The 26,391-nt window shown below is 56.9% G+C and carries 29 protein-coding genes and 1 pseudogene; 16 read left to right on the top strand and 14 right to left on the bottom strand.

Annotation, left to right across the window (positions count from 1 at the left end; genetic code table 11):
* Positions 1 to 24 precede the first annotated feature (24 nt).
* Positions 25 to 411: a YgiW/YdeI family stress tolerance OB fold protein gene (locus G5221_RS13265; protein ID WP_033115065.1), complete on the bottom strand. Its 387-nt coding sequence runs from the start codon at positions 409 to 411 to the stop codon at positions 25 to 27.
* Positions 412 to 665: 254 nt separating this feature from the next.
* Between G5221_RS13265 and G5221_RS13270 the strand changes: the two genes are divergently transcribed.
* Entirely contained in the window at positions 666 to 1,703 is a 1,038-nt protein-coding gene (locus G5221_RS13270) for an SGNH/GDSL hydrolase family protein (protein WP_005363031.1), read from the top strand.
* A 265-nt stretch (positions 1,704 to 1,968) separates the two neighbouring features.
* Positions 1,969 to 3,006 carry a porin OmpA gene (gene ompA, locus G5221_RS13275; RefSeq protein ID WP_421263382.1) on the top strand — a complete coding sequence of 346 codons (1,038 nt, stop codon included), beginning with the start codon at positions 1,969 to 1,971 and terminating at the stop codon, positions 3,004 to 3,006.
* Between the two features lie 131 nt (positions 3,007 to 3,137).
* Here ompA and G5221_RS13280 read toward each other — a convergent pair whose 3' ends face one another.
* On the bottom strand, positions 3,138 to 4,160 hold the full coding sequence (locus G5221_RS13280) for a GGDEF domain-containing protein (RefSeq protein ID WP_421263383.1): 1,023 nt from the start codon (positions 4,158 to 4,160) through the stop codon (positions 3,138 to 3,140).
* A 134-nt stretch (positions 4,161 to 4,294) separates the two neighbouring features.
* On the opposite strand from G5221_RS13280, the gene rnr reads away from it, so the two are divergent.
* Positions 4,295 to 6,688: a ribonuclease R gene (gene rnr, locus G5221_RS13285; RefSeq protein ID WP_421263384.1), complete on the top strand. Its 2,394-nt coding sequence runs from the start codon at positions 4,295 to 4,297 to the stop codon at positions 6,686 to 6,688.
* A gap of 375 nt (positions 6,689 to 7,063) precedes the next feature.
* Here the strand turns inward: rnr and G5221_RS13290 are convergent, their stop codons facing one another.
* The 4 genes from G5221_RS13290 to G5221_RS13305 all read right to left on the bottom strand — a co-directional run bounded on the left by G5221_RS13290 (position 7,064) and on the right by G5221_RS13305 (position 9,228).
* Positions 7,064 to 7,702 carry a TIGR02594 family protein gene (locus tag G5221_RS13290; RefSeq protein ID WP_421263385.1) on the bottom strand — a complete coding sequence of 213 codons (639 nt, stop codon included), beginning with the start codon at positions 7,700 to 7,702 and terminating at the stop codon, positions 7,064 to 7,066.
* Positions 7,703 to 7,788: 86 nt separating this feature from the next.
* Entirely contained in the window at positions 7,789 to 8,115 is a 327-nt protein-coding gene (locus tag G5221_RS13295; protein ID WP_421263386.1) for a hypothetical protein, read from the bottom strand.
* Positions 8,108 to 8,569, bottom strand: a complete 462-nt coding sequence (locus G5221_RS13300; protein ID WP_421263387.1) for a hypothetical protein — start codon at positions 8,567 to 8,569, stop codon at positions 8,108 to 8,110. Before G5221_RS13300 ends, G5221_RS13295 begins: the two co-directional genes overlap by 8 nt.
* Before the next feature lie 128 nt (positions 8,570 to 8,697).
* Positions 8,698 to 9,228, bottom strand: a complete 531-nt coding sequence (locus tag G5221_RS13305) for a hypothetical protein (RefSeq protein WP_421263388.1) — start codon at positions 9,226 to 9,228, stop codon at positions 8,698 to 8,700.
* A 200-nt stretch (positions 9,229 to 9,428) separates the two neighbouring features.
* Here G5221_RS13305 and G5221_RS13310 point away from each other — a divergent pair.
* The 5 genes and pseudogenes from G5221_RS13310 to G5221_RS13330 form a co-directional block, all read left to right on the top strand.
* Positions 9,429 to 9,635, top strand: a pseudogene (locus tag G5221_RS13310) (helix-turn-helix domain-containing protein); the annotation flags it as partial.
* Entirely contained in the window at positions 9,619 to 9,702 is an 84-nt protein-coding gene (locus G5221_RS13315; protein ID WP_421263404.1) for a phage integrase N-terminal SAM-like domain-containing protein, read from the top strand. The pseudogene G5221_RS13310 and the gene G5221_RS13315, both read left to right, overlap by 17 nt.
* A 588-nt stretch (positions 9,703 to 10,290) precedes the next feature.
* Positions 10,291 to 11,040, top strand: a complete 750-nt coding sequence (gene rlmB / locus G5221_RS13320; protein WP_421263389.1) for a 23S rRNA (guanosine(2251)-2'-O)-methyltransferase RlmB — start codon at positions 10,291 to 10,293, stop codon at positions 11,038 to 11,040.
* A gap of 2 nt (positions 11,041 to 11,042) precedes the next feature.
* Positions 11,043 to 11,615, top strand: a complete 573-nt coding sequence (locus G5221_RS13325) for a Crp/Fnr family transcriptional regulator (RefSeq protein WP_421258225.1) — start codon at positions 11,043 to 11,045, stop codon at positions 11,613 to 11,615.
* Between the two features lie 56 nt (positions 11,616 to 11,671).
* A complete protein-coding gene (locus tag G5221_RS13330; protein WP_421263390.1) occupies positions 11,672 to 12,127 on the top strand; it encodes a GNAT family N-acetyltransferase in 456 nt (151 codons plus the stop codon).
* A 72-nt stretch (positions 12,128 to 12,199) separates the two neighbouring features.
* Here G5221_RS13330 and srmB read toward each other — a convergent pair whose 3' ends face one another.
* Complete coding sequence (gene srmB, locus G5221_RS13335) at positions 12,200 to 13,423, bottom strand: ATP-dependent RNA helicase SrmB (protein ID WP_005343175.1); 1,224 nt, start codon at positions 13,421 to 13,423, stop codon at positions 12,200 to 12,202.
* A gap of 119 nt (positions 13,424 to 13,542) precedes the next feature.
* Here srmB and G5221_RS13340 point away from each other — a divergent pair, with 119 nt between their 5' ends.
* The 3 genes from G5221_RS13340 (at position 13,543) to brnQ (G5221_RS13350) (ending at position 17,456) form a co-directional block, all read left to right on the top strand.
* Positions 13,543 to 14,253, top strand: a complete 711-nt coding sequence (locus tag G5221_RS13340; protein WP_421263391.1) for a tRNA1(Val) (adenine(37)-N6)-methyltransferase — start codon at positions 13,543 to 13,545, stop codon at positions 14,251 to 14,253.
* Between the two features lie 191 nt (positions 14,254 to 14,444).
* Positions 14,445 to 15,749, top strand: coding sequence for a branched-chain amino acid transport system II carrier protein (gene brnQ, locus G5221_RS13345; RefSeq protein ID WP_421263392.1), 1,305 nt, complete (start codon positions 14,445 to 14,447; stop codon positions 15,747 to 15,749).
* Between the two features lie 429 nt (positions 15,750 to 16,178).
* Positions 16,179 to 17,456, top strand: a complete 1,278-nt coding sequence (brnQ, locus tag G5221_RS13350; protein ID WP_235699320.1) for a branched-chain amino acid transport system II carrier protein — start codon at positions 16,179 to 16,181, stop codon at positions 17,454 to 17,456.
* Between the two features lie 73 nt (positions 17,457 to 17,529).
* Here the strand turns inward: brnQ (G5221_RS13350) and G5221_RS13355 are convergent, their stop codons facing one another.
* Genes G5221_RS13355 through zur form a run of 3 tightly spaced genes read right to left on the bottom strand, consistent with a single transcriptional unit; the run spans position 17,530 to position 18,674 of the window.
* The gene (locus G5221_RS13355; protein ID WP_160882368.1) at positions 17,530 to 17,760 is read right to left on the bottom strand and encodes a hypothetical protein; all 231 of its coding nucleotides are present in this window, start codon (positions 17,758 to 17,760) and stop codon (positions 17,530 to 17,532) included.
* 4 nt (positions 17,761 to 17,764) lie between these two features.
* Positions 17,765 to 18,226, bottom strand: coding sequence for a chemotaxis protein CheX (locus tag G5221_RS13360; protein ID WP_005343179.1), 462 nt, complete (start codon positions 18,224 to 18,226; stop codon positions 17,765 to 17,767).
* On the bottom strand, positions 18,216 to 18,674 hold the full coding sequence (zur, locus tag G5221_RS13365) for a zinc uptake transcriptional repressor Zur (protein WP_160882369.1): 459 nt from the start codon (positions 18,672 to 18,674) through the stop codon (positions 18,216 to 18,218). Before zur ends, G5221_RS13360 begins: the two co-directional genes overlap by 11 nt.
* A gap of 137 nt (positions 18,675 to 18,811) precedes the next feature.
* Here zur and dusA point away from each other — a divergent pair, with 137 nt between their 5' ends.
* Positions 18,812 to 19,798 carry a tRNA dihydrouridine(20/20a) synthase DusA gene (gene dusA, locus G5221_RS13370; protein ID WP_421222039.1) on the top strand — a complete coding sequence of 329 codons (987 nt, stop codon included), beginning with the start codon at positions 18,812 to 18,814 and terminating at the stop codon, positions 19,796 to 19,798.
* 69 nt (positions 19,799 to 19,867) lie between these two features.
* Here dusA and G5221_RS13375 read toward each other — a convergent pair whose 3' ends face one another.
* Both G5221_RS13375 and G5221_RS13380 read right to left on the bottom strand, forming a co-directional pair.
* Positions 19,868 to 20,182, bottom strand: a complete 315-nt coding sequence (locus G5221_RS13375; protein ID WP_421222038.1) for a hypothetical protein — start codon at positions 20,180 to 20,182, stop codon at positions 19,868 to 19,870.
* 118 nt (positions 20,183 to 20,300) lie between these two features.
* A complete protein-coding gene (locus tag G5221_RS13380) occupies positions 20,301 to 21,905 on the bottom strand; it encodes a peptide ABC transporter substrate-binding protein (protein WP_421263393.1) in 1,605 nt (534 codons plus the stop codon).
* A gap of 184 nt (positions 21,906 to 22,089) precedes the next feature.
* On the opposite strand from G5221_RS13380, the gene G5221_RS13385 reads away from it, so the two are divergent.
* The gene (locus G5221_RS13385) at positions 22,090 to 22,797 is read left to right on the top strand and encodes a ParB-like protein (RefSeq protein WP_421209358.1); all 708 of its coding nucleotides are present in this window, start codon (positions 22,090 to 22,092) and stop codon (positions 22,795 to 22,797) included.
* Between the two features lie 94 nt (positions 22,798 to 22,891).
* Here the strand turns inward: G5221_RS13385 and G5221_RS13390 are convergent, their stop codons facing one another.
* On the bottom strand, positions 22,892 to 23,551 hold the full coding sequence (locus G5221_RS13390; protein ID WP_421263394.1) for a CatB-related O-acetyltransferase: 660 nt from the start codon (positions 23,549 to 23,551) through the stop codon (positions 22,892 to 22,894).
* Between the two features lie 284 nt (positions 23,552 to 23,835).
* Between G5221_RS13390 and G5221_RS13395 the strand changes: the two genes are divergently transcribed.
* Complete coding sequence (locus G5221_RS13395) at positions 23,836 to 24,264, top strand: DUF2753 family protein (protein ID WP_005335785.1); 429 nt, start codon at positions 23,836 to 23,838, stop codon at positions 24,262 to 24,264.
* A gap of 18 nt (positions 24,265 to 24,282) precedes the next feature.
* Here G5221_RS13395 and G5221_RS13400 read toward each other — a convergent pair whose 3' ends face one another.
* A complete protein-coding gene (locus tag G5221_RS13400; RefSeq protein WP_421263395.1) occupies positions 24,283 to 25,032 on the bottom strand; it encodes an enoyl-CoA hydratase-related protein in 750 nt (249 codons plus the stop codon).
* A 90-nt stretch (positions 25,033 to 25,122) separates the two neighbouring features.
* Between G5221_RS13400 and G5221_RS13405 the strand changes: the two genes are divergently transcribed.
* Both G5221_RS13405 and G5221_RS13410 read left to right on the top strand, forming a co-directional pair.
* Positions 25,123 to 25,572 carry a copper chaperone PCu(A)C gene (locus G5221_RS13405; RefSeq protein ID WP_005335782.1) on the top strand — a complete coding sequence of 150 codons (450 nt, stop codon included), beginning with the start codon at positions 25,123 to 25,125 and terminating at the stop codon, positions 25,570 to 25,572.
* Between the two features lie 95 nt (positions 25,573 to 25,667).
* Positions 25,668 to 26,300, top strand: a complete 633-nt coding sequence (locus G5221_RS13410) for a TIGR04219 family outer membrane beta-barrel protein (RefSeq protein ID WP_421263396.1) — start codon at positions 25,668 to 25,670, stop codon at positions 26,298 to 26,300.
* Positions 26,301 to 26,391 lie beyond the last annotated feature (91 nt).

Consider the following 26,391-nt stretch of genomic DNA (forward strand, 5'->3'; position numbering starts at 1 on the left):
GGTCAGTCAGGGATCATTCCGGCCTTACTTGGCGATGAAGCCGCCTTTAGCCTTGGGCGCCGCGCCCACTTTCTCCAGACTTTCCACATCAAGCTCGGTCTTGTTCCAGCTGTGGTCCACCTCGCCACGGATGCGGATCAGGTCGTCCGGCCCGACCTCGGTGCCACGCCATACCTTCTCGTCTACCTCGACCTCTACTTCGCCGCTCTCGTCGCGGAACAGGTAGTTTTCACCGCCGAGGTGCTTGACCAGCTTGCCTTCCAGCGTGGCCCAGCTGTCATCGGCCAGATCCTTGAGTTGCGCCACGGAGACCTTGTTCTGCTCCATCGGGCCCGTGTAGGCCGCCATGGCGAAAGAGGATACGGACATCAGGGTCAACATTCCGATAATGGCTGCGCTTGCTTTGTTCATTTCATGCTCCTGTCGTTGGGATGGGGGCATTGTGCGGAGGGGGGCGTGAAACAAGCGTGAAAGAAATAGGCTGGTGTGATTGTCTGTTTTGTGAGCGCAATCGATTTCATCGGTGGCGGAACATGTGTGATTTCATCTGGAACTGTAATCTGTCGCCTTCACCAGAAGTCAGTGGCAGCAGACTCTTCCCATGCCTGTCGCCACTCGAGGAGAAGTCCGCAGGTCTCACCTGCTTAATCGAAGAGCATAACAATATGAAAAAATGGCTTGTTTGTTTATTGGGGTTAATGGCATTGACCGCGCAAGCGGCAGAGGGACGCCAACCTTTTTCCCGGGTCGTGATGTTTGGTGACAGCCTCTCCGACACCGGCAAGATGTACAAAAAGATGCGGGGGTATCTCCCCTCCAGCCCACCCTACTTCAACGGGCGTTTCAGCAACGGCCCGGTGTGGCTGGAGCAGTTGGGTGACGAGCGTTTCCCCGGTCTGGTCGTGGCCAACGAGGCGGAAGGCGGTGCGACCGCGGTGGCCTATAACCATCTGGGGGCTCTGAACGGCTGGCTCGGTTTCTGGTCCTGGGACCCCAAATATCAGGTGATCAACAACCTCGATTACGAGATCGATCAGTTCCTGAAAAAGGACAAGTTCCGCCCCGATGATCTGGTGGTGATCTGGGTCGGTGCCAACGACTATCTGGCTTATGGCTGGAACACCGAGCGGGATGCGGATCGGGTGATCGATACCATCCGGCTGGCATCCAACCGGTTGGTGCTCAACGGCGCGCAGCAGATCCTGCTGTTCAACATTCCTGATCTGGGGCAGACCCCGTCAGCCCGCAGCATGAAGGTGGTGGAGAAGGTGCGCCATGTGGCCAGCTACCACAACCAGAAGTTGCAGAACCTCACTCGCGAGCTGGCTCCCCTTGGCATCGTGAAGCTGTTCGAAGTGGACAAGCAGTTTGACGAGATGATGCGCGATCCCCAGCTGTTCGGGCTGAGTGACACAGAACACGCCTGCTACGGTGGTGGCTATACATGGAAGCCGTTCTCCGGCAGCGCCGCCGAGGTGGCTGCGACCCCGGCTTTGAGTGTCTCCGAAAGAGTGGCTATTGCCGGTAACCCGATCCTGGCGCAGGCGGTGGTGAGCGGGCAGGCAAAAGGGCGAGCAGCGACTCTCAACTGCGATGAGCATATGTTCTGGGATCAGGTGCATCCGACCAGGACGGTGCACAAGGTACTGAGCCAGCGTGTTGCTGACTTTATCGATCAGCACTACGAGTTTGTTCGTCACTGATATCGCTTCGGGCCAGCATGTTGCTGGCCTTTTTTCCCTTTCAGCCCTCATCTGTGCGTCTTTTTGCGTCACATTCAGTTCAAATAACAAACGTTTGTTGCTGTTTTTGTAACGTGGTTGCGTTAGAGTGTTTTTTGTTAATTGATATCGGTGACTTGAAAATAGGCTAACGTTGATATGCTGCGATCGCTTTTGGGTGGTTGCACCTATAAGACGAGGTGATATCAATCAACCTCCTCCTACATAAAGTTGCAGAGGCTCAAACATGAAAAAATCATTGATTACCTTGCTGGTTACCGGCTTTCTGGCGGCCAATGCCCAGGCTGCCGGTCAAGACAATACTTGGTATGGCGGTGCCAAACTGGGTTGGTCCAACTTCTACGGCATTGATGAAAGCAATGCCCTGACCCTTGGCAATGAGACCAACGATGCCTTGGGGGCAGGCGTGTTTGGCGGTTATCAGATCAACAAGAATCTGGGACTGGAGCTGGGTTACGACTATCTGGGCAATTACAAATACGATGCCACTACGGCGGCAGGCGCTTTCAGTGATGAAGTAAAAACACAGCTGGCTCAACTGACCCTGAAACTGGGCTTCCCGGTTACCGATAATCTGGATCTGTATGGTCGTGTCGGTGGCGGTTATGGCTGGGCTGACACCAAGAGCGATGTCTACAAAGATGACAGCCGCTTTGTCATGGTCGGTGCACTGGGTGCCGAGTATGCGTTCAATCTCGACTGGGCCGCTCGCCTGGAGTATCAGTACACCACCCCGTATGGCAGCCGCGATGATACCGGTTTGAGAATGGATAACGGCCTGCTCTCGCTGGCAGCGGTTTATCGCTTTGGTCAGGTTGCCCCTGTGGCGCCCGCCCCGGCTCCGGAACCTGCTCCTGCACCTGTGATGGTTGAGAAGCAGTTCACCCTGAGCTCCGATGTGCTGTTTGACTTCAACAAGGCGACTCTCAAGCCAGAGGCCAGTCAGGCACTGGATAACCTCTATAGCCAGATTGAAGAGGCGCGACCCAAAGATGGCGTGGCAACCGTAATTGGTCACACCGACCGTATCGGTTCCGATGCCTACAACCAGAAGCTCTCCGAACAGCGTGCCCAGACCGTTGCCAACTATCTGGTTGGTAAAGGGATCCCGGCCGCCAAGATCAATGTGGAAGGGCGTGGTAAATCCTCGCCGGTTACCGGCGACAGCTGCGTCAGCAAGTCCAAGCGTGAGCTGATCGTCTGTCTGGCTCCGGATCGCCGTGTTGATGTGAAAGTCGAAGGTGTCAGCGAGGTGCAGGAGTAATCCTTCACACTGAGCAGAGTTCCACTGGGGCTGGAATGAACAGCCCTTGTCGGAGCAAGAGAGACCAAAAAGCCAGTCAGTTGATCTGACTGGCTTTTTACATTGGCATTGCGGTCGGGCAGGGGACTAAATCAGGAAGGGAGCGGCATCACCCGGTTGCGCCCCAGCTCCTTGGCCTTGTAGAGCAGCTTGTCGGTACGTTCGACCAGACAGTCTGCGCTCTCCTGACCGTTGAACTCACCCACGCCAAACGAGGCTGTGATGTGGTCAATGCGGCGGCCCGATTTGCGATCCAGAATGGACATCCGCTCGATGGCGCGGCGCATGCTCTCCGCCATCTGTCTGGCCAGCGCCAGCGAGCGATGGGGGACCAGCATGGCGAACTCCTCGCCACCCAGTCGATAGGCGGTGCCCCCCTCCTTGCAGGCATCGCGCAGCCGTTTGCTGAAGGCTCGCAGCACCTGATCGCCGAGCAGGTGCCCATATTCGTCGTTGAAATTTTTGAACCGATCGATATCGGCGAGGATCAGTGAAAAGGGGTGCTGACTGCGGATCAACCCCTCCAGCTCCAGATCGAAGGCTCGGCGGTTGAGCAGGTTGGTGAGGGCATCCTCGTTGGCCAGTTTGCGGGTTTCGTTGAGCGCGGCACGCAGCTCCTTGATCTCCTTCTCGGCATTGCTGAGCTGGCTGCGAAAGTGCATGGTGGACATGCGTACATCCCGCGATTCGCGCACCAAGTCTCGCAAGATGCCCATGGTATCTTCCAGGCTCAGCCCCTCATCGTCGATCTTACTTAACTTGTCGAAGCTCTTGTCGAGCATCTCCTGAAACATACCGGTATCGGAGATGGCATCCTGCATGGAGTGGCCGAGCTCGTTGGCCATGGCTGCAAGGTTGAGCTTCATCGCCTCCATCTGCTGTTCGTCCTGCGCAGCCAGATACTGGTGATAAAGGCGCTCGCAGGTAGTGAGGGAGCAGGTTCCCTGCAGTTTGATGGCTTGATCGATCGCCTGGTTGAGTTCGGGCATGCTGGCCGAGACATAGTTGTACCAGAGGTGGTAGTTGTCCGGCGTAGTTGGGATTTGGTACTTGATCATCAGGGGAACTGCCTGCTTGAGATAGGCGGCAGATTGGGCAAATGTGTCCTTACTCATGAGTTCTGTGTCTCATCATGCCAGCGAACTGAAGATAGTATGACAGAGAGATTGGCCAAAAGGCAGCCGATGGATGCCATTCGCCCCCCCCTCCGATATAATGGCACCGTTACCACCTACCCTAAGGCCTGCTTATGTCTCAAAAAGATCCTTTCCTCGAACGCGAGGCCGAAAAATACGATAACCCCATCGCCAGTCGCGAGTTGATCTTGGAACTCATCAAGGGCCATGAAAAGCCCATGTCCCGTGAAGAGTTGGCCAAGGTCCTCAAGCTGAAAGATGAAGAGCCGTTGGAAGCCTTGCGTCGTCGTCTGCGCGCCATGGAGCGTGATGGACAACTGGTATTCACTCGCAACCAATGTTATGCCCTGCCGGATCGCCTGAATCTGGTCAAAGGTTATGTAATCGGCCACAAGGATGGCTTCGGTTTTCTGCGTCCGGAAGGTGGTGGTCCGGATCTGTATCTGAACAACCGAGAGATGCAACGCCTGATGCATGGCGATTACGTGCTGGTTCAGCCGACCGAGATCGACCGCAAGGGTCGTCAGGAAGCGCGTCTGGTGCGCCTGCTCAAGTCCCGTGAGGCAGACATTGTCGGCCGTTACTTCGTCGAGAATGGCGTTGGTTTCGTGGTGCCGGATGACAGCCGTATCGGCCAGGACATCATCATCCCGGAAGGGGAAAACAAAGGGGCTCGCCAGAGCCAGGTCGTGGTTGTGCGCATCAATCAACGCGCCACCTCCCGCATCAATGCCGTCGGCACCGTACTGGAAGTGCTGGGCGAGAACATGGCGCCGGGCATGGAGATCGAAATTGCCCTGCGTACCCACGGTATCCCGCACACTTGGCCGGAAGAGGTGACCAAAGAGGTTGCCGGTCTCGGCGAACAGGTGCCGGAGAAAGCCAAAGAGGGCCGCATCGACCTGCGCGCCCTGCCGCTGGTGACCATCGACGGCGAAGATGCCCGCGACTTCGATGACGCCGTCTTCTGTGAAGCCAAACGCGGTGGCGGCTGGCGCCTGTGGGTTGCCATTGCTGACGTCTCCGCTTACGTGAAGCCCGGCACGGCGCTGGATGCCGAAGCGTATCAGCGCGGCAACTCCGTCTACTTCCCCGAGTTCGTGGTGCCCATGCTGCCGGAGGTGCTCTCCAACGGCCTCTGCTCGCTCAACCCGCAGGTTGACCGTCTCTGCATGGTGTGCGAGATGACCATCTCCGCCGCTGGCCGCATGTCCGGCTACAAGTTCTACGAAGCGGTAATGAACTCTCACGCCCGTTTGACCTACACCAAGGTTGCCGCGATCCTCGATGGCGATCCCAAGCTGCGCCAGCAGTATGATCCGCTGGTGGGCCATATCGAGGAGCTCAACAACCTCTACAAGGCGCTCAAGCATGCCCGTCATCAGCGCGGTGCGGTGGAGTTCGAGAGCGAAGAGACCCGCTTCATCTTCAACGCCCAGCGCAAGATCGACCGCATCGTGCCACTGGTGCGCAACGACGCCCACAAGATCATAGAAGAGTGCATGATCCAGGCGAACGTGGCCGCGGCCCGTTATATCGAGAAGAACGAAGCGTCTGCCCTGTTCCGGGTCCATGACCGTCCGGGCGAAGAGCGTCTGACCGGTTTCCGCGATTTCCTGGCCGAACTGGGTCTGGAGCTCAAGGGCGGTCTCGAGCCCGAGCCGAAAGACTTTGCCGAGCTGGCTGCCAAGTTTGAGGGGCGCCCTGATGCGGAGCTGCTCTCCACCATGCTGCTGCGCTCCATGCGTCAGGCCATCTATCAGGCCGACAACATCGGTCACTTCGGTCTGGCGTTGAAGTCCTACGCGCACTTCACCTCGCCAATCCGTCGCTACCCCGACCTCATCCTGCACCGTGCCATCAAGTACCAGACTGCCAAGGAGCAACAGGGCAACCTGCGCCACAAGTGGACCCCGAGCGGTGGTTATCACTACCAGCTGGAAGAAGTGGACCCGATGGGCGAGCACTGCTCCATGACCGAGCGCCGTGCCGACGATGCCACTCGCGACGTAGCTGACTGGCTCAAGTGCGAGTACATGCTGGATCACGTGGGTGACGAGTTTGACGGCGTCATCGCCAGCGTCACCGGCTTTGGCTTCTTCGTCCGTCTGGCGGAGATCCACATCGATGGTCTGGTGCACGTCAGCACCCTCACCAACGACTACTACCAGTTTGATCCCCTGCACATGCAGCTGATCGGCGAGAACTTCCGCCGGCGTTACCGTCTGGGCGACAAGGTGCGGGTCAAGGTGATGGGCGTCAATCTGGACGATCGCAAGATCGACTTCGTGATGGTGGAAGAGCCCCTCAAGATCACCGGCAAGAACGCCAAAGAGATGGCGCGCAAGCAGGCCGAGATCAAGAAAGAGAAGGCCAAGAGTGCCGAGCGCCACGAAAAGCGCAAGGAGAAAGGGGGCAAGGACCACGGTAAACCCGCCAAGGGTGGACGTGCCAAACCCAGCAACAGACGACCGGGCAAAAAAGCTCGCGATAAGGCCAAGGGATAAGCCCTTCGGCCATGGCCATGGCCAGGGTCCGGCGACCCGGGCTGAGGTCGTAAAGGGCTGATGGCCTAGGGTTATCTCCGCCAGCAGCTGCTGATAGCCCTGGCGACGAAAAAAATCCGAACCCTGTGACCGGGGTTCGGATTTTTTATGGTCAGCGAAAAGGGGAGGGACTTAGATTCTGGGCGGAGCTCGGCCAAGATCCGTGCCTATGATGAGGGTCAACTCCCTGCGCGATGGCCAAGCTATTGGCCGCTACGCTGCGCTCAGAAAGGTGGGTGTCCCATGATATTTCCCAATTAAATCCTCCTGATTTATAAAAAACCTAACAACGAATTAACCGGCATGGGCGATAGCCACGTCCGGTTGCATAACTGGTTAGGCAACGTTGCCAGAAATACGATAACCTAAAAAATTGCTTTTAGGGTAGTCTGAGATATTGACTTCATTGCTCTGATTACCGCCAAGAACCTTAATTTTAGTCTCAGTCTCGCCCATATAAAAACCAACATGACCGCCGTTATCTCGTTTAAAAACAACTATGCACCCTTTGCGAGGTGTATTAATTTCCTTCCCCCAATTAAGCCATGTTCTAGCCCACGCAGAATCTGTGCCTTCGTACCCGGCACGTTCAACGCACCAGTTGACAAAAGCTGAACACCAATAGGTTTCATCGTTATTCCTGTCTGGTGCAGGAAGATTTGTGGAATGCAAGTATTCGACGATTCTCGGATTATCTGCATTTCCAGGAAATTCTTTCACTCCAACCTCTCCGAGTGCTATCTTTAACCAGGGGAAATCAGAGTCAACAACTTCAGTAGTTAGCTGAAGATATTTATGAGATGCCCATCCTTTCTCTCCGGTCGGTGATGAAATTCTTAACCAGTAATCGTCACCGGACATACTGATGAACTCAACAGTGTCATTTTTCTTCAGTATTCCAATAATATTTCCGTGTATAGATGGCTCATCCCGGAGATTAAGAGATTCTACGACAACTCGATATTTTTCAGTCATTGCTTACTCCTTTTTAGTTATGCCTAACGCTGCCAGGAGAGGTGCAGCTTGGCTGCATCCTACTGACTGGTTTTGTTATGCAAAATTTATAGAAAAACTTCAAAAGCAGTATCTACAACTAAATTGATAAATCCCTTTCTAAAATTCTCCACTTTAATTAAGGTTAAGCCAGTTTGCCTGAGTGCAAACATTTCTGCTAAAGCCTTTTTTGCAAGAACTAAATCACTGAAGTCTTGCTCATTAATATCACCTTGAGCAAGCAACTTCGTCCAGCGCTTTAAGTCTTCTTTAGACTTCTCTATAAAGTCTTCCGAATCTTGTTTTGCCTGATCTTCGAAACCATCAAATGTTTCTTTTGCAAGTTCTTTTGCACCCTCTTTCAATGCATCAATGAAATCTTCGAAATTAGCCATTTTTAGAATCTCCTTCTGCTATGCACTCTGTTGCTTCTTTCTTGTTGGCTTCCAAGCAAATGATTTCATCAAATGCATCTGAGGCTAGCTTTTTGTATTCTTCAATTAATGTGTCGGATAGAGTTGACCGCTCTTTCCACCTTTTGAAAAATTTTCCTAATAAGTCGCCATTAGGATCTTTTAGGTTTTCCCATTGCTTGGTACTAAACTGATTTGTTGGAATTCCTTTAACATATTCATAAGCCTTTTCAGCTTTGAGTTTAATTTCCTCAACCTCAGCCTCATTGTCTGAATATGGTGTATTTGCTTTTCCGAGAGTGACCAGAACTTCAGCCTTTAAAGACGTAGCATTTTCATAAGCAGTTGGGCTATGTGGGCCGATAAGCGCATTACATCCAGCTAGTGCTAACAGCATGAACAACGCATAGAACTTCATTCGATAGTCTTGAATCATTAGTTTCTCCATTAACCTCTGATATTAAACTACGAACACCCTGATCAGAGTTTCAGTGTGCCCACTGCATAACGTTTGGTGAATGGGCTGGCTTAGCCCGTCCCAGTGAGCGAAGCGAACGGTTTTAACTAGTTGTTAGCTGTGTGGTTATTGGTTGGCTTTGAAATATCGGCAGCCTTGTCAATTGCTTTTCCCATCAAGGTGTTTGCCTCTGTTGGAGTTATTTTTCCTGCGCCAGCCATCATACATATATGGAACATTGCAACGTTAAGAAACGATGCGGACTCGCCTTTTTCGGTTAGTTTGGTGACGGTATCAATAATTTTTAACTGGTCTTCTATTTTTGCGCTATAAATTTTATCTAACACTTTTCCTAGATCTATTTTAAATTCACTTTCGTAGCTGCGAGTTTTTGCAACATCGGCAGATGCTAAGCATGCTGCGGTATCTGAACTGCCGTTCTGGAAAATATAGGCAGCATTGTTATTGGGATTCCAAACATAGAGCTTGTCGGGTTTCGATTCCCCGGCTTGTAGAGAAACATAGCTAATATGCGGCTTATCTGCCCCCCACTTTGCTTCCCATACTGATGTTGCGCAGCCACTAAGCATCATAAATGGAACAAACAGGAAAATTTTTAAAACTAGCGTTTTCTTCATTTCAGTACTCTCGGTTGAGGTGAACAGCTAACGCCCGCGCTCAGCGGGCGGCGTAGCCGTCCGCTGCAGCAAAAGGTTGGGCCGCCCTCCGCTAAATAACTGTTCCGAATAGTAGATCACTGGAGGAAGGGAACTCAGTCCAGTTTGTGCGATCTCATTAGTCGCCAAACAAAACAAGCCGCACCCAAAGGACTGAGTTGATGCCTATCCTACCACCCCTGCCACGACCACAACGGCGCCATGCCACCCGTGATAAAGGACATGCTCGTCGCTTGATGGCCATCTTGCTGTTACATGAAGGCAGCACGATCACTGATGTTCATCACCTTACCGGGGCTGCTCGTTCGACCATCGGTCGCTGGCTTCGGTGGTATCGAGATGAAGGCATCGATGCATTTGCATCACTACAGCATCCGTACTGAAAAGTCCTACTGGTACTGGATCCGCAATTTCATACGTTTTAATCAACTGTGAAATTGGGACAGCTACCGTTTTGCTTCACTCGCTTATCCACTCCATCAGGCAAGGCTACCGCCCCTGAATTCCAGCCTTCAGTCTGCTGCTTTTTACCTGCGTGGTTTCGCTGGCCTGGCTCATAGGTGACTCCGACGAGGCTGTTGCTAAACGACTATATTAGCGTGTGATGCAGGAGAGGATCTCGGGAGGTGGTGATTTTTTGAGCAAGTCCAATAAATTAATCATCTTGAGCTGTGTTGCAGTCGAACATCCACGACGAAAGGGCTGAAATTGGGACAGCGACCGTTTTGAGCGCAGCGTAGTGAGCCCACTTAGTCACTGCTGGGTGGGGTATTGTCCCCCTGCAATCAGCCGAGAGTAGGGTCAGGTGCACCATCAAGGATGATGGCGCAGCCGGATCAAGAGGCCTGTCATAGATCCGGAGCTTGGCCGAGCAGCTTCCTCCTCCCTAGATGCCGGTCTCTCTGGTATGATGCGTCATCATTTAGCGACCGGTGACGACGCCAGCATAATGGTGGTCAGGCTGCCGGTACGGCCATTTTTCTTCGGGCTGCATTTATGCGACCCGACCTACGGATCTTGAACATGAGTACTGAACTGATCTACGGCATTCACGCTGTCACCGCGCTGCTGGAGCGCACCCCGGAGCGTTTCATCGAGGTATGGGCGCTGAAGGGGCGGGATGACGACCGGCTGCAACCCCTGCTGACCGAGCTGGAATCCCTCGGCCTCAAGGTGCAGAGCGTGAATCGCAAGACCCTTGATGACAAAGCGGAAGGCAACAATCACCAGGGCATCATGGCCCGGGTGAAAGAGGCGCCGAAGCTCGCCGAGCACGATCTGGCCAGCCTGCTGGATGAATTGGCGGCACAACAGAGCCAGCCCTTCCTGCTGGTGCTGGATGGCGTGACCGATCCGCACAATCTCGGCGCCTGCCTGCGCAGCGCCGATGCCGCCGGGGTGCATGCGGTGATCGTGCCGCGGGACAAGGCCACGGGGCTCACCCCGATCGTGCGCAAGGTTGCCTGTGGCGCCGCCGAAGTGGTGCCGCTCATTCAGGTCACCAACCTGGCCCGCACCCTGCGCGAGCTGCAGGAGTGCGGCGTCTGGATCGTCGGCACCGCTGGCGAGGCCGATCACGACCTCTATCAGGCCAAACTGACCGGCCCGATGGCGCTGGTGATGGGTGCCGAAGGTAAAGGTATGCGTCGCCTGACCCGCGAACATTGCGACGAGCTGGTGAGCATCCCGATGGCAGGGGCGGTATCCAGCCTCAACGTCTCGGTGGCAACCGGCGTTTGCCTGTTTGAAGCCGTGCGTCAGCGTCGCGGTTAATCATGCTGACTGACAGACCCCCCTTCGATTGGGCGCAGGTCGCAGATAGAGAGGAGGCCGCGCGCCTCCTCTCTTTTGCCCGCCCGCTGACCCTCAGCCCGAAAAGCTGCCTCTGGCACGCCGGCGACAGCCCGGATCTACTGGTCAGGGTGGAGCAGGGGCTGCTGCGGGCCAAGCTGGTGCTGGAGGATGGCCGCGAGTACATCAAGGAGTTCTACTGGGAGGGGGACGAGTTTCTCGACTTCCACCACCTGCTTAGTGGCGAGCCTGCCCGCTACAGTGTGGAGGCGCTGGAGCCCTGCCATCTGCAGCTGTTCAGTCTGGTCGACTTGCGCCAGCTGCCCAGCTGGCCGCGCTGGTACCAGCACCTGTTGGAGGTGCAGCTGCGCATCAAGGAGGAGAAGGAGCAGTTGCTGCTGACCGGCAGCCCGCAGGCGCGCTATCAGCACTTTCTCGACAGTTTTCCCGCGCTTGATGCCAGAGTGCCGGATCACCTGATCGCCGCCTATCTCGGTATCACTCCCATTAGTCTGAGCCGCATTCGCAAACGGCTGAAAGAACTTAACAAAGGTTAATGCAGGGCGCTGGCGCCACGATTATGCTGGCAGGCCGAACTGATAAGGAGTTGCCGATGAACTGGATCCTGAAACCCTGGTCTGAACTGACCACTGACGAGTTGTATGAGTTGCTGGCGCTGCGGGCCGAGGTGTTCGTGGTGGAGCAGACCTGCCCCTTTCAGGATCTGGACGGGCTCGATCGCCGCGAAGGGGTCTGGCACCTGCTCGGTTATCAGGGCGATCTGCTTGCTGCTTACGCGCGGATTATGGCGCCCGGCCTCGGCGACGAGAGCGGCGCCGCCATAGGCCGGGTGGTGACCTCACCCAAGGCGCGTGGCGGTGGTCTTGGTCATAAGCTGATCGGCGAGGCGGTCAAGGCGTGCGAGGCGCGCTGGCCGACCCACAGCATCTGGCTGGGGGCGCAGGCCCATCTGCAAGGCTTCTATGGCCAACACGGTTTTGTGGCGGAAGGGGAAGGCTATCTCGAAGATGATATCCCCCATATGGGGATGCGCAGAGTGGTGGCATAACCACTCGTCAGAGTGATTCAGAATGCAGAAGGGCCATCCCGCGGGATGGCCCTTCTCTTTATCGCCAGGCGATCACTTCTTCTTTTTCTTCTTGGCGGACTTCTTCTTGTCGACCGGCTTTTTCTTCTTCACCGGTACCCGCGCTTCCTTGTGTTTCGGGCGCAGCTCGTCGATCACCCGGCGCTTGAGGCGCTCCTCGGTGTAGCGTTCGATCTTGGCGACCATCGCCATGTCGTGGGCTTCCACCAGGCTGATGGCACAGCCACGGTTGCCAGCGCGGCCGGTACGGCCGATCCGGTGGACGTAGACATCGGCGCCGTAGGGCATGTCGTAGTTGATGACATGGCTGACGTTCGGCAGGTCGATGCCGCGGGCGGCAACGTCGGTGGCGATCAGGAAGGGTACCTCCCCCTCGTGGAACTTGCGGATCGACTCGATACGCTTGCTCTGCTCCATCTCGCCACGGATCCAGGCGCAGGAGATACCTGCCGCCTGCAGCTGGCCGGAGAGCTCCGCCAGACGCTCGCGAGTCTTGACGAAGATAATGGCTTTCTGGGTTTCCGGATCTTTCAGGATATGGGTCAGCAGCGCCAGCTTGTGGGCGGCGTCATCAGCCAGATGGATCCACTGGGTGATGGGGCGACGTTCGCTGCGGGGCGGCTCGGCGTGCAGCTCCACCGGATCCTTGAGGATCTCGTTGGCGAACTTCTCAAGGCCGGCCCCTTCCAGGGTGGCGGAGAAGAGCATGGTGTGCTTGCGGTAGCGCGCTTCGGCCACGATGCGGTTCACATCCTTGATAAAGCCCATGTCCAGCATGCGGTCCGCTTCATCCAGCACCAGCACTTCGATGTCGTGGCTCTCGAATTCCTCTTTCTCGATGTACTCGAGCAGACGGCCCGGGGTGGCGACCACGATGTCGGTGGTCTTGGTCAGGGCAGGCAGCTGCTCTTCATGGCTGACGCCGCCGATGATGGTTTCGATGCTGAGGTTGGTATGGGCCGCCAGCGCCTTGGCGTGGGCGGTCACCTGCAGCGCCAGCTCGCGGGTCGGGGTCAGGATCAGCATGCGGCAGGGGCCCGGCTTGCGGCGCGGGAAGTCCAGCAGATGCTGGAGTGCCGGCAGCAGGAAAGAGGCGGTCTTGCCGGTACCGGTCGGTGCGGATGCCAGAATATCGCGGCCGTCCAGGGCTGGCTCCAGCACCATCTGCTGGATGGTGGTGGGGCGGGTGAATCCCATCTCGGCCAAGGCCCGGTTGAGGGCTGGGTGCAGGTCGAAATCATCAAAGGACTGGCTCATGGCAATACTCGGTCATTAAGGAAACGGCAGATTATAGGCGATTATCTCGTCGGCTCCTATTGGTGAGTGTGTCTTAGCCGCTATAATCGCCCACCATTTTTGCAGATGACGGGGGCCAGATGGGACGTAGTCGCGGATTTACCTTCAAACAGTTCCATATCAATCACGATCGCTGCGCCATGAAGGTGGGCACCGATGGCATTTTGCTCGGTGCCTGGGCGCCGGTCGAACAGGCGCGTCGAGTGCTCGATATCGGCACCGGCAGCGGCCTGATCGCCCTGATGCTGGCCCAGCGCAGCAGATCTGACTGCCGTCTTGATGCGGTCGAGCTGGATATTAATGCGGCCAGTCAGGCGCGGGAGAATGCGGCTGCTTCTCCCTGGGGCGATCGGGTGACCATCATAGAGAGTGCCATTCAGGATTATCAGGCTGCCCCTTACGATCTTGTCGTCTCCAACCCTCCCTATTTCGTGGCAGGCCAGTCATTTAGCGATCCGGCGCGGGCGTTGGCCCGCCATACCGGCGCCCTCGACAGCCACGCATTACTGGCGGCCTGCGATCGTTTGCTGAGCCCGAACGGGCAGGTGGCGCTGGTGCTGCCGACGGCGATGGCCGATGAAATTTTATGCATTTCGGCGAATTATGATCTGCATGGTATTTGTTATACAGCTGTTATCACCAGAGAGGGTAAAGAGGCAAATCGTGTTTTATTGCTACTTGGCAGAGGATTAAACAGGTGTGAGAGGGGTGAAATTGTGATCCATTCTGCTGATGGGGCCTATTCCGACAGATATATCCAACTGACCAAGCCCTTCTATTTGAAGATGTAAATTTCGTCTTGAACTATTTTTTCACGCCATTATGCTGGTTCCAGATCGAGCGCCCGCTCCAGACCAGCTAAAACCACTGGTTGCGATGAAAAAACATGCGGGGCTCTTTTTTTATACCCCCTGAACACACCCGGTCCGCGACCGATAAAAACTATAACAAGCAATAATTTACAAGACAGACGAGGTTGAACTTGACGAAATCACTCACATTGTCCGATGTACTCGGATTAGGGTTTATGACCTTCGCCTTCTACCTGGGCGCCGGTAACATCATTTTCCCGCCGTTGGCCGGTTACATGGCTGGTGAGCACCTCTCCCTGGCGATGTTTGGCTTCCTGGTCACTGCCGTGGGCCTGCCTCTGGTGACCATTCTGGCCGTGGCGAAAGCCGGTAACGGCTGGGCTGGCATGACCAAGCTGCTGCCTGCCGGTGTTGCGACTGCGCTGGCCGTTGCCATCTATATCATCATAGGCCCGGCCTTTGCCGCGCCCCGTACCGGTCTGGTTGCCTACGAAATGGGCCTCAAGCCGTTCATCGGTGATATGGGGCAAGCGGGTCTGGCGGCCTATACCGTGATCTTCTTTGGTGTGGCCATTCTGGTCTCCATGAACCAGGGCAAGCTGATGGACGCCATCGGCAAATACCTGACTCCGGTACTGATGCTGCTGCTGCTGACTCTGGCGGTCGGGGTATTCGTAGCGCCGCAAGGCGCCATGCCTGACGCGTCCGGTGACTATCAGAACAGCCCCTTCGTGAAAGGGATCCTGGAAGGTTACAACACCATGGACACCCTGGCATCCCTGATGTTTGGCGCCCTGATCGTCGATCTGCTGCGCCAGAAAGGCATCAACGATTACAAGAGCCAGTTCAAGTATCTGGCCATTGCCGGCCTCATCTCTGCCGTTGGTCTGAGCGTGGTGTACGTCTCCCTGTTCCAGCTGGGTAACACGGCAGCCGGTGTGGCGAAGGATGTCAGCAATGGTGGCGCCATCGTCAACGCCTACGTACTGAGCCTGTTTGGTCAGCCGGGTCAGTTCATTCTGGCGGCCATCATCACTCTGGCGTGTTTTACCACTGCAGTCGGTCTGATCTCCGCCTGTTCCGATTTCTTCCACAATCTGACCGGCATGGCTTACAAGAAGCTGGTGGTGTTGCTGGGCGTTATCTGTGCCGTGGTGGCCAACGTGGGCCTGAGCCAGCTGATCAGCCTCTCCATTCCGGTGCTGGTTGCCATCTATCCGGTTGCCGTGGCGCTGGTGCTGGTCACCTTCCTGAAGGGTTACTTCGGCCGTCCCCGTCTGGTGTTCCGTGGCGTGTTGATGGTTGCCTTCCTGTTCGGGTGCCTGGATGGTCTGGGTGCTGCCGGCATGAAGATGGATGCGTTTGCCTTCCTGCCGCTGTTCGACAAGGGCCTCGCCTGGCTGATGCCGACCCTGCTGGCCTGCGTAGTTGGCGTGATGGTGCGTCCGACACAGATGGCTGCCGAAGCTGCCTGATCACGCCCGATGTGATATTGCCAAGAGCCTGCCCCGTGCAGGCTCTTTTGCTTTCCGTCACTCTGCATTGTGTTTTGCCGGGTTGTGATGGTCACTGCCGGTGACGCTTGCCTGTTCCGCGCTTTTGCTGCCTGTTCTCGCCTCTTTGCTCAATCTCTCTTTACATCATTTTGAGAATGGCAAACTTGTTGGTGATTAATTCTATTTGTTCAAATTGTTTCAATATATTAATTTGATATTGAGATTCGATTCCTTTTCTTTATGCTGAATGCGCAATTCTTGTCCGGTATCCGTACGAGAGAGAAGCAAGAGACATTGTTACCGGTTATCTGCCAGGCAGTGGGTGCAATCAATAACAAGCTGATAAGGCAGATGAGGTTGGGTTTGACGAAATCATTGAAGTTGTCCGACGTATTCGGACTGGGGTTTATGACGTTTGCCTTCTATCTGGGGGCTGGCAATATCATTTTTCCGCCGCTTGCGGGTTTTATGGCTGGTGAGCATCTGCTGGCCGCCATGTGCGGTTTTCTACTGACGGCGGTGGGGCTGCCGTTAATCACCCTGATTGCGGTGGCCAAGGGGAGTTCGGGGGGCCGCGCGAGTGGCTGGACCGGAATGACCCGCTATCTGCCCGCCGGGGCGGCGACGGCGCTGGCCATCGCCATCTATATCATTATGGGGCCCGCCTTTGCCATTCCCCGCACCGGTCTGGTCGCCTACGAGATGGGGCTCAAGCCCTGGCTCGGCGATGCCGGTCATGAGGGGCTGCTGATCTACACCCTGAGTTTCTTTGCGCTGGTGATCATGGTGGCGCTCGATCGGGGCAAACTGCTCGATGCGGTTGGCAAGTACCTGACTCCCGCCCTGATGGCGATGCTGCTCATTCTGGCGGTCGGGGTCTTTATCGCGCCACAGGGTACCATGCCCGATGCCAGCGGTGACTACATCAGCGCTCCGCTCACCAAGGGGATGCTGGAGGGGTATAACACCATGGATACCCTGGCATCCCTGATGTTTGGCGCACTGATCATCGGGTTGCTGCGCCAGAAGGGGATCGAGGACTATCGCAGCCAGTTCAAATACCTCACCATTGCGGGCCTGATCTCGGCGGTCGGGTTGTCGGCGGTCTATCTCTCTCTTTTCCAGCTTGGCAACAGTGCCGGCGGAGTGGCGAGCGACATCAGCAACGGCGGTGCCATCGTCAATGCCTACGTCCTGAGCCTGTTTGGTCAGCCAGGGCAGCTTATTTTGGCGGCCATCATCACTCTGGCCTGTTTTACCAGTGCAGTAGGCCTGCTCTGTGCAGGAGCCGATTATTTCCAAGATTTGACTGGCTGGACTTACCACAAGTGGGTGATGCTGCTGGGGGCACTCTGTGCGCTGGTGGCCAATGTGGGGCTGAGTGAGCTTATCAGTCTCTCCATCCCGGTGCTGGTAGCCATCTACCCGGTTGCCATTGCACTGGTGCTGGTGACCTTCCTCAAAGGGTGGTTTGCCCAGCCACGGCTGGCGTTTCGTGGCGTGCTGCTGGTCGCCTTCCTGTTTGGCTGTCTGGACGGACTGGGCGCTGCTGGTATGGCGATGGACGGCTTTGCCTTCCTGCCGCTGTTCGACAAGGGACTTGCCTGGCTGCTGCCAACTCTGCTGGCCTGCATCGTCGGCATCTTGATGCGACCAAGCGGTAAGCTGGCTGCCGAAGCGGCTTGATTCAGGATCAACGAGATAGCAAAGAGGCCAGCATCTGCTGGCCTCTTTTGTTTCTGCCGGATCCGTTACCGGATCAGATTTGCGGGCCTGCCGGCTTGGGTTTGCCATCCAGACCATACCAGTGGGTTTCTACCCGTCCGGCATGCCACTCGAAGGTGCCCCAGGGCTGTTTGGTTTCCCAGCGCGGGAAGTTGATGAGAACCCGGTTATCTTCGTACTTGTAGAGGGAGGTGCTGATCTGAATGTCCGACAGGATCAACAGTAGTGCCCAGCAGATGAAAATCCATTTCAATGCTTTCCACATAGGATTACTCGAAGCAAATTTCGATAGTGGCGCGACCGAAATCGGATTCGAACGGCATCATTATCTTGGTGCCATCGGCCCTGTGGGTGATGGTGTGGTTGGGGCCGGAGACGATGATGGGGGTCGCCATGTCAAACTCGTAGCCCTTCTCGCCCAGCATCCGTTTGGCACCGCCGGTCACCATGTTGGTGATTTCACCGACCATGTCGGTCACCTCTTCATTGATGGAGGCGGGAGCTTCCCCCAGCATGCGACGCATGATCTCCAGCGCCAGCCCCTTCTCGAAGCTGATGGAGAGGGAGCCGCGGGTCTGCGGGCCGACCATGCCGATCAGACCGGAGACGTCGCCGCGCGCCAGCTCATCCATCTTGCGTTTCGGTTTGCCCGGTTTTAGTTCCAGCTGTGCCATGGTCGAGAGCACATTGAGCAGAGATAGCAGGAACGGATTTACAAAATCAGCCTTCATGATGACTTCCTACAGTGGGCGTACAGCGAGCACATTGGCCATGTGCCTCTATTGTCTTATTGGTAATCGTAAAGCCATGCAAGTGGGCCTGCTCGGAAAACGCGCTATCTATTGCACTATCGTGAAGTTCGACCACATCCCCGCACTCGTCGCAGATCAGCAGCTGCATCGGGTGAGCGTGATCGAAGTGGCAGCAGAAGATAAACGCGTTGAGCGATTCCACTTTGTGAGCAAAGCCCTGTTCGAGCAAAAAATCGAGTGCCCGATAGACGGTTGGCGGCTTGGCATTGGCTTCGGTTTGTTGCAGCTGGGCCAACAAATCATAGGCGCTGATGGCGTTGCCGTGTGCCGCCAGCAGGCGAAATACCTGACGTCGGGTCGGGGTGAAGCGGATCCCTCGCTGTATACAGAGTCGCTCGGCTCGTTGTAAAAGTTGGTCTTGATTCATGATCGCGCAGATACCCTTTCTATTAGCCGGATACTATCACAGGGCCTCGCATGGCGCGGCGACAAAATTCATTTTCTGGGGCTGCTTCACGTTGTGATAAAATCCGCCCCTTTCTTTAGCCAACCCGGATGATTTTTATGCAGGCGCAGCGTTTTTCCATCGCCCCCATGCTGGACTGGACTGATCGGCATTGCCGTTACTTTCATCGACTGATGAGTCGCCAGACCTTGCTCTATACCGAAATGGTGACCACCGGTGCCATCATCCACGGCAAGGGGGATTATCTGGGTTACAGCGAGCAGGAGCATCCCATCTCCCTGCAGCTGGGGGGCAGCAATCCGGCCGATCTGGCGCGCTGTGCCAAGCTGGCCGAGGAGCGCGGCTATGACGAGGTGAACATCAACGTCGGCTGCCCCTCCGATCGGGTGCAAAACGGTCGCTTTGGCGCCTGCCTGATGGGCGAACCAGCGCTGGTGGCGGACTGCGTCAAGGCGATGCGCGATGTGGTCGATATTCCGGTGACGGTGAAGACCCGTATCGGCATCGACGATCAGGACTCCTACGAATTTCTGCAGACCTTTATCGAACAGGTGCGCGATGCCGGTTGCGACACCTTTATCGTCCATGCCCGCAAGGCGTGGCTGAGTGGCCTGAGCCCCAAGGAGAACCGCGAGATCCCGCCCCTCGATTATCCCCGCGTCTATCGGGTCAAGCAGGATTACCCGGATCTCACCATCGCCCTCAACGGCGGCGTCACCTCCATGGAGCAGACCCTCGCGCATCTGCAACACGTCGATGGCGTCATGATGGGGCGTGAAGCCTATCAGAACCCCTACATTCTGGCGCAGGTGGACAATCTGGTGTTTGGTCAGAACAACGCCGTGCCGAGCCGCCACGAGGTGGTGCGGATGATGCTGCCCTATATCGAGCAGGAGCTGGCCAAGGGCAACTACCTCTCCCATATGACCCGCCACATGCTGGGGCTGTTCCAGAACATGCAGGGGGCTCGCGCCTGGCGCCGTCACCTGAGCGAGAACGCCTGCAAACCGGGCGCCGGTATTCAGGTGGTGCTGGATGCCATGGCCAAGGTGCCGGAGTTTGCCAGCAGCGAGACGGCCGAATAAGCCGCTTTGTCAGGGCAAGAACCACAAAAAGCGCGTCAATCGACGCGCTTTTGGTTTTTCTGGTCAGGGTCACCCTGATGTGTTGTCAGAAGCCGTACTGTAGTCGTGTATCTCTCCGGGGCGCGGAGTAAAACGTGGATCGCCATCTTTGTATTCACGAACAAGCTGCATGGTCTTGCAGAAGCTGGCCTGCTTGTCGTACTCCTGCCGGGCAAGATCGATGGCCCGCTCGGCCCGGCGCCGCTCCATCTTGTCAGACTTGCGATCGCTGAACTGTTGCTGCTGATGCAGCATCCAGCCGACAAACTCTTGCTGGCATTGGGATTCGCTATGGGCCTGCGCAGGCAGGGTCCACAACAACGAGAGCAGTATCAGGTAGCGCATGACTGAGTGGGGATTGAAGATTAATTGAACAGAAGGGGCGGCATTTTAGGCTGGAAATCGTGGTGTGAACAGTATCAATAGCGAGGCCCGGCGGGGCCTCGCATCGTTGTGGCCGGTGTCAGTGTTTGATCAGATAGAGCTGGCGGCTGTAGGCCACATCCTCCGGGTTGTTGATAGGGTAGCCCTTGAGCCATGGCTTGATGAGTCGGGCATTGGTGTACTGGTAGATGGGGGCGATGGGGGCCTGATCCAGCAGGATCGCTTCCGCCTCGCCAAACAGCTTGCTGCGGCTGGCGGCATCCTGAGTGCTGGCCGCCTCTGCCAGTAGCTGGTCATAACGGGCATTGGCAAAGCCAGCCATATTGCCACTGTGACGGGAGCCCCACAGGCCGAGGAACGCTGAAGGGTCGTTGTAATCGGCGACCCAGGATGAGCGGATCACCTCGAACTGACCGCTCTGGCGGCTGTCGAGATAGGTTTTCCACTCCTGATTGGTCAGCTCGACCTCGGCGCCCAGCTTCTGCTTCCACATGCTGGCAATCGCCAGTGCCATCTTCTTGTGAATTTCCGCGGTGTTGTAGAGCAGGGTCAGCTTGAGCGGCTTGTCCGGGCCGTAACCGGCTTCCTTGAGCAGGGCCTTGGCCTTGCTGTCCAGCTCCGGCTGGCTGCTGGTGGAGAGCAAGTTGGCGGCCGGGGTAAAGCTGGCGGTCACATCCGGAGTGAAGTGATAAGCCGGTTTCTCGCCAGTGCCGAGCACTTTGTCGGCGATCAGGGCGCGGTCGATGGTGTAGGAGAGCGCCTTGCGCACCCGCACATCGCTCAGTGGCGCCTCACGGGTATTGAAAGCGTAGTAGTAGGTACCGAGCTGATCCGGGGTGTAGACCTCATTCGGGATCTGTAGCTTCAGCTTGTCGTACTGCTCCTTGGGGAAGGATTCGGTGATATGCAGATCGCCCGCCAGATAGCGGTTGGTGGCCGCGCTCTCCTGATTGATAGGCATGAAGATCACCTTGGTCAATACGGTATGGGTCCGATCCCAGTACTGAGGGTTGGGGGTCAGCTCCAGCTTCTCGTTGACCACCCGGTTGTTCAGCACAAAGGCACCGTTGCCCACCAGTTTGCCGGGCTGAGTCCACTGGTTGCCGTACTGCTCGATGCTGGCCTGATGGAGCGGCGACAGGCTGGGGTGGCTCAGCAGGTTCAGGAAGTAGGGCACCGGCTGGGAGAGGGTCACCTGCAGGGTGTGGTCATCGAGGGCCTTGACCCCCAGCTCGCTGGCAGGCAATTTGCCAGCGACTATCTCGTCCACCTTGTCGAAACGGGCCAGTTGGGCAAACCAAGCGAAGGTGGCCGCCTCTTTCGGGTCGACCAGCTTGCGCCAGCCGTAGACGAAGTCGCCGGCCTTGACCGGATCGCCGTTGGACCAGCGCGCATCCGGGCGCAGATGGAAGGTAAAGAACTGGTTGCCCTTGTTCTCCCAGCTGGCCGCCACCCCGGCAACCGGTTTGCCATCCGGCCCCTGGGTCAACAGCCCCTCGAACAGATCCCGCAGTACCTGCAACTCCGGCAGGCCGACCAGCTTGAGCGGGCTCAGGCTCGCAGGTTCATCCTTGAGGTGGCGAACGACAATCTGCTCGGCGGCGAGTTGTGTTCCGGCGGGAATATCGGCAGCCTGGACAGCAGCACAGCCCAGCAGGGCCAGCAAGGGGGTCCATCCTTTCATGGGTCGGATCCTTCAAATAGTGTGAAGCGGGGAGAAAACTCGGCGAGAAAATATCGCCGACAGATGGGAAATCATGATATCCCGTTTGCTGGTCTGACCGCCAGCATTCGACTCTCACTCCCAATCGGGGTAGAAGAGCGTTCCCGGCGTCTGTGCAGTTCAATGTGGTGAGGAGTGTCAAACGATGAAAGCATGGTTATTGCTGGCCTGTGTGTTGAGCCAGGGTGCCTGGGCGTTGGCCCCGTGCCAGAGCGACACGGCGGTGGGCAACTGGTGCGAGATCGGCATCGATGCCTTGCACCCGACTCAGGGGGGCGTCGGCCAGATCCAGGTCGATGAGACCCAGGCCACATTGGCGGGCATGAGCACAAAGCAGCTCGACAAGTTGATGAAAAAGAAAGAGATCCCCGTGGTGATTGCGCCGGATGGCAGCTACTGGCTGGTGGACAGACACCATCTCACCAAGGCGCTGTGGCAACAAGGAGTCAAGGATGCGCGGGTCAAGGTGATTGGCCGCCTGCAGGACAAAGCCAACTTCTGGAGTCAGATGCAGAACAACCACTGGGCCTGGCTCAAGGATGAGAAGGGACAGCCGCTGACCCCGGAGCAGTTACCGACCAGTATCGACAAGCTGCCTGATTATCCCTATCGCACCCTCGCCGGACTGCTGCAGAATGCGGGCTACTTTCGCAAGGACAAACAGGTCTATTTCGTCGAGTTTGCCTGGGCCAGCTGGCTCGGCAAGCAGATGCAGTGGATGCCGGTGGACAGCGCCAATCTGGCGGCCCGCCTGCAACAGGCCAAACGGCTCGCCTGCGGCAGCGATGCCAAAGAGCTACCCGGTTATCCCGGCAAGCAGTGCAGCCTCAACCAGTCCAAAAGCGCGCAATGAGTGGATGTGCGATGCCGGCACCCTGAGCATGCCGGAGATAAAAGAGGGCGACCCCGGGGTCGCCCTTATGCTGTCAGCTACTGGTTAGCGGTGGTCACTCATGGCGCTCCGCCCAGCGGACAGCCGCCTGCTCAAGCAGGGCGACGTCACCTTGCTGGATCAGCGGTAGCAGATCGTTGACCTGTTGATCCGGCCAATCCCACCAGGCGAGGGCCTGTAGCCGGGCAATCTCCTCCTCGCCAAAGCGCATCCGCACCACCCTGGCCGGGGTGCCCGCCACCATGGCATAGGACGGCACATCCTGATTGACCAGCGAACGGGCGGCGATGATGGCGCCGTCGCCGATGGTGACGCCAGGCATGATCATCGCCTCCATGCCGATCCAGACATCGTTGCCGATGCGGGTATCGCCAGCGGGGCGGTAGCTGCGCTTGAGCGCCGCCAGATCGGCGAACGGATAGGTGCTGATGAAGGACGTGTTGTGGGTGTGGTTGCCGCCCATGATGATCTTTACCCCGGCGGCAATCTGCACATAGTCGCCGATATGGAGCCGGTCGATATGCCAGAGCGGCTCCCAGCCGGTTTCCGGGCTGCGGCTGAAGGGATCGCCATGGAGGTAGCGCACTGCCACCTCTTCGAAGGGACCATCCCAGGCACCCGAGTAGTAGCTGTGCTGCCCCTTTAGGCAGATATTGGGGTTGGTCACCGTCAGGTGCAGGTATTCGACCTGCGACCAGTGTTGGCAGGTGTTCATGTTGGTACTCCTTTGCTGAATGGATCGGATGGGTTGCGTTCGCTTGAGCGCAGCTAATAGATCCAGACCAGCATGCGGGGCACGCAGAGCAGGGAGCAGCCCAGCATCTGCGGGAGTCGTGGTCGCATTGTGGGGCTCCAAAGAAGGGGGGCAAGGGCGCGATCATAAAGTCGGGCGCCGGGTTTGCCAAGGTTGCGCAGAGATCCTGCACTAACCCTCTGGTTGATATTTATTCTCAATTAGCCATGATAACACTCCCACCATGACGGATTCGGGAGAGCGAGATGACACCGCAAAGTTGGCAACGATACATGCTGGAGGCGGAGCGTGCCTGGCAGGCCGGTTCGCTGGGTGCAGCGATCTGCTTTTATCAGCAGGCGCTGGGGGATGTTTACGAGATGACCCAGGTGGAGTTGACCGAACTGGCCACCATGCGAGTCGCCACCTGCCACCGGCTGGCCGACTTCTGGCGGGCGATGGATGAGCCGACTTACGAGCTGCGCTACCTGAAGCTCGCCTCCGAGCTGGTGACGGCGCTGGTGCCACAATGCCCCAACCGGGAGTGCGAGGCACTGATCAGCGAGTTGGGTTGCTGTCGCGGCGCCCTGCTCGCCTTTCTCAAGCGTCACCCCAATCCGGAAATTGCCCGGCTGATCCAGCTGCAGGACAAGGTGCAGGGCTGCGAGCTGATCGGCCGTTTTCGACTCAACTGACTGGCGTTGAGCGGCAGTTCAGCTCCGCCGTTTGAGTGTCTGGGCGATCCGTTGTTGCGCCTCTTCCCCTTGCAGTGCCTGGGCGAAGGCGCGCGCCTCCAGATCGATGACAAAGTGCACCGCCTGTTTAAGCTCCTGTTTCAGCAGCGCCTTGCTCTTTTGTAGCGCTCTGGGCGGTTTGGCCGCCAGCTTCAGCCCCTGCTCGCGGGCAAAGGAGAGCACTCCATCGGCCGCCACCACCTTGTTGGCCAGCCCGAGACGTAGCGCTTCCTCGGCATCCATCGCCTCGGCCAGCAGCAACAGCTCGGCCGCCTTGAGGTGTCCCACTAGACGTGGCAGCAGCAGGCTGGAGGCGAACTCCGGCACCAGCCCCAGCTCGACAAAGGGAAGCTGCAAGCGGGCGTTATCCGCCAGATAGACCAGATCGCAGTGCAGCAAAATGGTGGTGCCAATCCCCACTGCCGGGCCTGCAACGGCAGCGATCACGGGTTTGGGGAAATCGGCCAGGGTGTGGAGGAACTGCAGTATGGGGTCGTCGGGCTCCAGCGAGCTCTTGCCCATAAAGTCAGCCAGATCATTGCCCGCGGTAAAGCAATCCTGCTGCCCCTGCAACAACAGGACATGCACCTCCTCATCGGCTGCCGCTTCTCGCAGCGCCGCCACCAGTTGCTTATAGAGCTCGGTATTGAGGGCGTTGCGCTTGTCGGGGCGGTTGAGGGTCAGGGTGAGCAAGCCATCCTGCTGCTCGGCAATGAGAATGGGGGCCATGTCTAAATCCTTGTTATTGAAAGGTGCAAAAAAGGTTGCTGCTGGGGTAACCTTGGCGCCGTTTAACAACATCATAAAAGGATTTCAACCATGTTTAAACGTGCGTTTTATTCTCTGCTGGTTCTGGGGATGACTGCGCCTGCACTGGCCAAGGTCGAGGCTGTCGACGGCTATGTGCGCCTGTTGCCGCCGGGTTCCCCCAACACCGCCGCCTTTATGGTGCTTAAGAATGATGCCGACCAGCCGGTCAAGCTGGTGGCGGCGGCTTCTGCTGCGGCCGGGCGTGCCGAGCTGCACACCCACCTGCACGAAAATGGTGTGATGAAGATGCGTCAGGTCGAGAATATCGAGATCCCGGCCAAGGGCGAGGCGGTGCTGAAACCGGGCAGCCTGCACATCATGTTGTTCGAGGTGGGCACGCTCTCCGAGCAGACTCCTTTCCCGCTCACCCTCACCATGGATGATGGTCAGAAGCTGGATCTGTCACTGCCGGTGAAGCCGATTGAGCCGATGGCAGAGATGAAGCATATGAAGCACTGACATTTGTCGTCGTTTGTTCAGGATTGACGCTGGGTATTTTGGCTGCACCGAGTAAAATAGTGCTCTTTTCCATGTATGCAAGAGGAAGTGACGTAATGAAAAAGACGCTGATTGCCGGTTTTGTGCTGGCTCTGTGCAGCCAGAGTGCCATGGCCGCTGACGACTGGCGTTTTGCCGCCGGTGCCGACGTATGGGCCGCCAAGGGCAGTGGTCAGGCTTATGGCACCAGTGCTGATGGCAGCTATGACGACAGCTACAACTGGAACGGCTATCTGCAACTTGAACACGGCATCATCTTCCTGCCGAACGCCAAGTTTGAAGTCTCCGATTTCAGCACCTCCGGCGGTAACTTCAAGAACGATCTGACCGCCTACGATCTGAGCCTCTACTACCGTCTGTTCAACAACGATCTGTTCAAGATCGATCTGGGTATGACCGGTCGTCACTACGATGGCGAGCAGGTCTACTTCGGTCGCAAGGGTTATGACGAAGATACCCTGATGGCCTATGCCGGCAGCGAAGTGAAGATCCCGGGCACCGGCATCGCCTTCTTCGGCGATCTGCGCACTCACGATGCGGACAACTATGACTACCGTCTGGGTGGTTCCTACAAGTTCTCCTCCATGCCGATCAAGCTGCGTGCCGGCTGGCGTGAAGGCAAGGTCGACTTCGCCAATATCGACCAGTCTGTCGATGGCTGGTTCATGGGCGGCGAATTCACTTTCTAATCTGACGTTGTCTGACAACGGGGGGTGAAATTCTTCGCCAACATCTATCAGAGCATTCTGTCGATGGCTGGTTCATGGGCGATGAATTCAC

The sequence above is a fragment of the Aeromonas sp. 602200 genome (genome assembly GCF_049173895.1).
GTDB lineage: Bacteria > Pseudomonadota > Gammaproteobacteria > Enterobacterales > Aeromonadaceae > Aeromonas > Aeromonas veronii_A.

Bases quoted from the DNA above. Each gene is read 5' to 3' on its own strand.
- G5221_RS13265 (WP_033115065.1), bottom strand. From the start codon at position 411: ATGAACAAAGCAAGCGCAGCCATTATCGGAATGTTGACCCTGATGTCC.
- G5221_RS13270 (WP_005363031.1), top strand. From the start codon at position 666: ATGAAAAAATGGCTTGTTTGTTTATTGGGGTTAATGGCATTGACCGCG.
- ompA (WP_421263382.1), top strand. From the start codon at position 1,969: ATGAAAAAATCATTGATTACCTTGCTGGTTACCGGCTTTCTGGCGGCC.
- G5221_RS13280 (WP_421263383.1), bottom strand. From the start codon at position 4,160: ATGAGTAAGGACACATTTGCCCAATCTGCCGCCTATCTCAAGCAGGCA.
- rnr (WP_421263384.1), top strand. From the start codon at position 4,295: ATGTCTCAAAAAGATCCTTTCCTCGAACGCGAGGCCGAAAAATACGAT.
- G5221_RS13290 (WP_421263385.1), bottom strand. From the start codon at position 7,702: ATGACTGAAAAATATCGAGTTGTCGTAGAATCTCTTAATCTCCGGGAT.
- G5221_RS13295 (WP_421263386.1), bottom strand. From the start codon at position 8,115: ATGGCTAATTTCGAAGATTTCATTGATGCATTGAAAGAGGGTGCAAAA.
- G5221_RS13300 (WP_421263387.1), bottom strand. From the start codon at position 8,569: ATGATTCAAGACTATCGAATGAAGTTCTATGCGTTGTTCATGCTGTTA.
- G5221_RS13305 (WP_421263388.1), bottom strand. From the start codon at position 9,228: ATGAAGAAAACGCTAGTTTTAAAAATTTTCCTGTTTGTTCCATTTATG.
- G5221_RS13315 (WP_421263404.1), top strand. From the start codon at position 9,619: ATGCATTTGCATCACTACAGCATCCGTACTGAAAAGTCCTACTGGTAC.
- rlmB (WP_421263389.1), top strand. From the start codon at position 10,291: ATGAGTACTGAACTGATCTACGGCATTCACGCTGTCACCGCGCTGCTG.
- G5221_RS13325 (WP_421258225.1), top strand. From the start codon at position 11,043: ATGCTGACTGACAGACCCCCCTTCGATTGGGCGCAGGTCGCAGATAGA.
- G5221_RS13330 (WP_421263390.1), top strand. From the start codon at position 11,672: ATGAACTGGATCCTGAAACCCTGGTCTGAACTGACCACTGACGAGTTG.
- srmB (WP_005343175.1), bottom strand. From the start codon at position 13,423: ATGAGCCAGTCCTTTGATGATTTCGACCTGCACCCAGCCCTCAACCGG.
- G5221_RS13340 (WP_421263391.1), top strand. From the start codon at position 13,543: ATGGGACGTAGTCGCGGATTTACCTTCAAACAGTTCCATATCAATCAC.
- brnQ (WP_235699320.1), top strand. From the start codon at position 16,179: ATGACGTTTGCCTTCTATCTGGGGGCTGGCAATATCATTTTTCCGCCG.
- G5221_RS13355 (WP_160882368.1), bottom strand. From the start codon at position 17,760: ATGTGGAAAGCATTGAAATGGATTTTCATCTGCTGGGCACTACTGTTG.
- G5221_RS13360 (WP_005343179.1), bottom strand. From the start codon at position 18,226: ATGAAGGCTGATTTTGTAAATCCGTTCCTGCTATCTCTGCTCAATGTG.
- zur (WP_160882369.1), bottom strand. From the start codon at position 18,674: ATGAATCAAGACCAACTTTTACAACGAGCCGAGCGACTCTGTATACAG.
- dusA (WP_421222039.1), top strand. From the start codon at position 18,812: ATGCAGGCGCAGCGTTTTTCCATCGCCCCCATGCTGGACTGGACTGAT.
- G5221_RS13375 (WP_421222038.1), bottom strand. From the start codon at position 20,182: ATGCGCTACCTGATACTGCTCTCGTTGTTGTGGACCCTGCCTGCGCAG.
- G5221_RS13380 (WP_421263393.1), bottom strand. From the start codon at position 21,905: ATGAAAGGATGGACCCCCTTGCTGGCCCTGCTGGGCTGTGCTGCTGTC.
- G5221_RS13385 (WP_421209358.1), top strand. From the start codon at position 22,090: ATGAAAGCATGGTTATTGCTGGCCTGTGTGTTGAGCCAGGGTGCCTGG.
- G5221_RS13390 (WP_421263394.1), bottom strand. From the start codon at position 23,551: ATGAACACCTGCCAACACTGGTCGCAGGTCGAATACCTGCACCTGACG.
- G5221_RS13395 (WP_005335785.1), top strand. From the start codon at position 23,836: ATGACACCGCAAAGTTGGCAACGATACATGCTGGAGGCGGAGCGTGCC.
- G5221_RS13400 (WP_421263395.1), bottom strand. From the start codon at position 25,032: ATGGCCCCCATTCTCATTGCCGAGCAGCAGGATGGCTTGCTCACCCTG.
- G5221_RS13405 (WP_005335782.1), top strand. From the start codon at position 25,123: ATGTTTAAACGTGCGTTTTATTCTCTGCTGGTTCTGGGGATGACTGCG.
- G5221_RS13410 (WP_421263396.1), top strand. From the start codon at position 25,668: ATGAAAAAGACGCTGATTGCCGGTTTTGTGCTGGCTCTGTGCAGCCAG.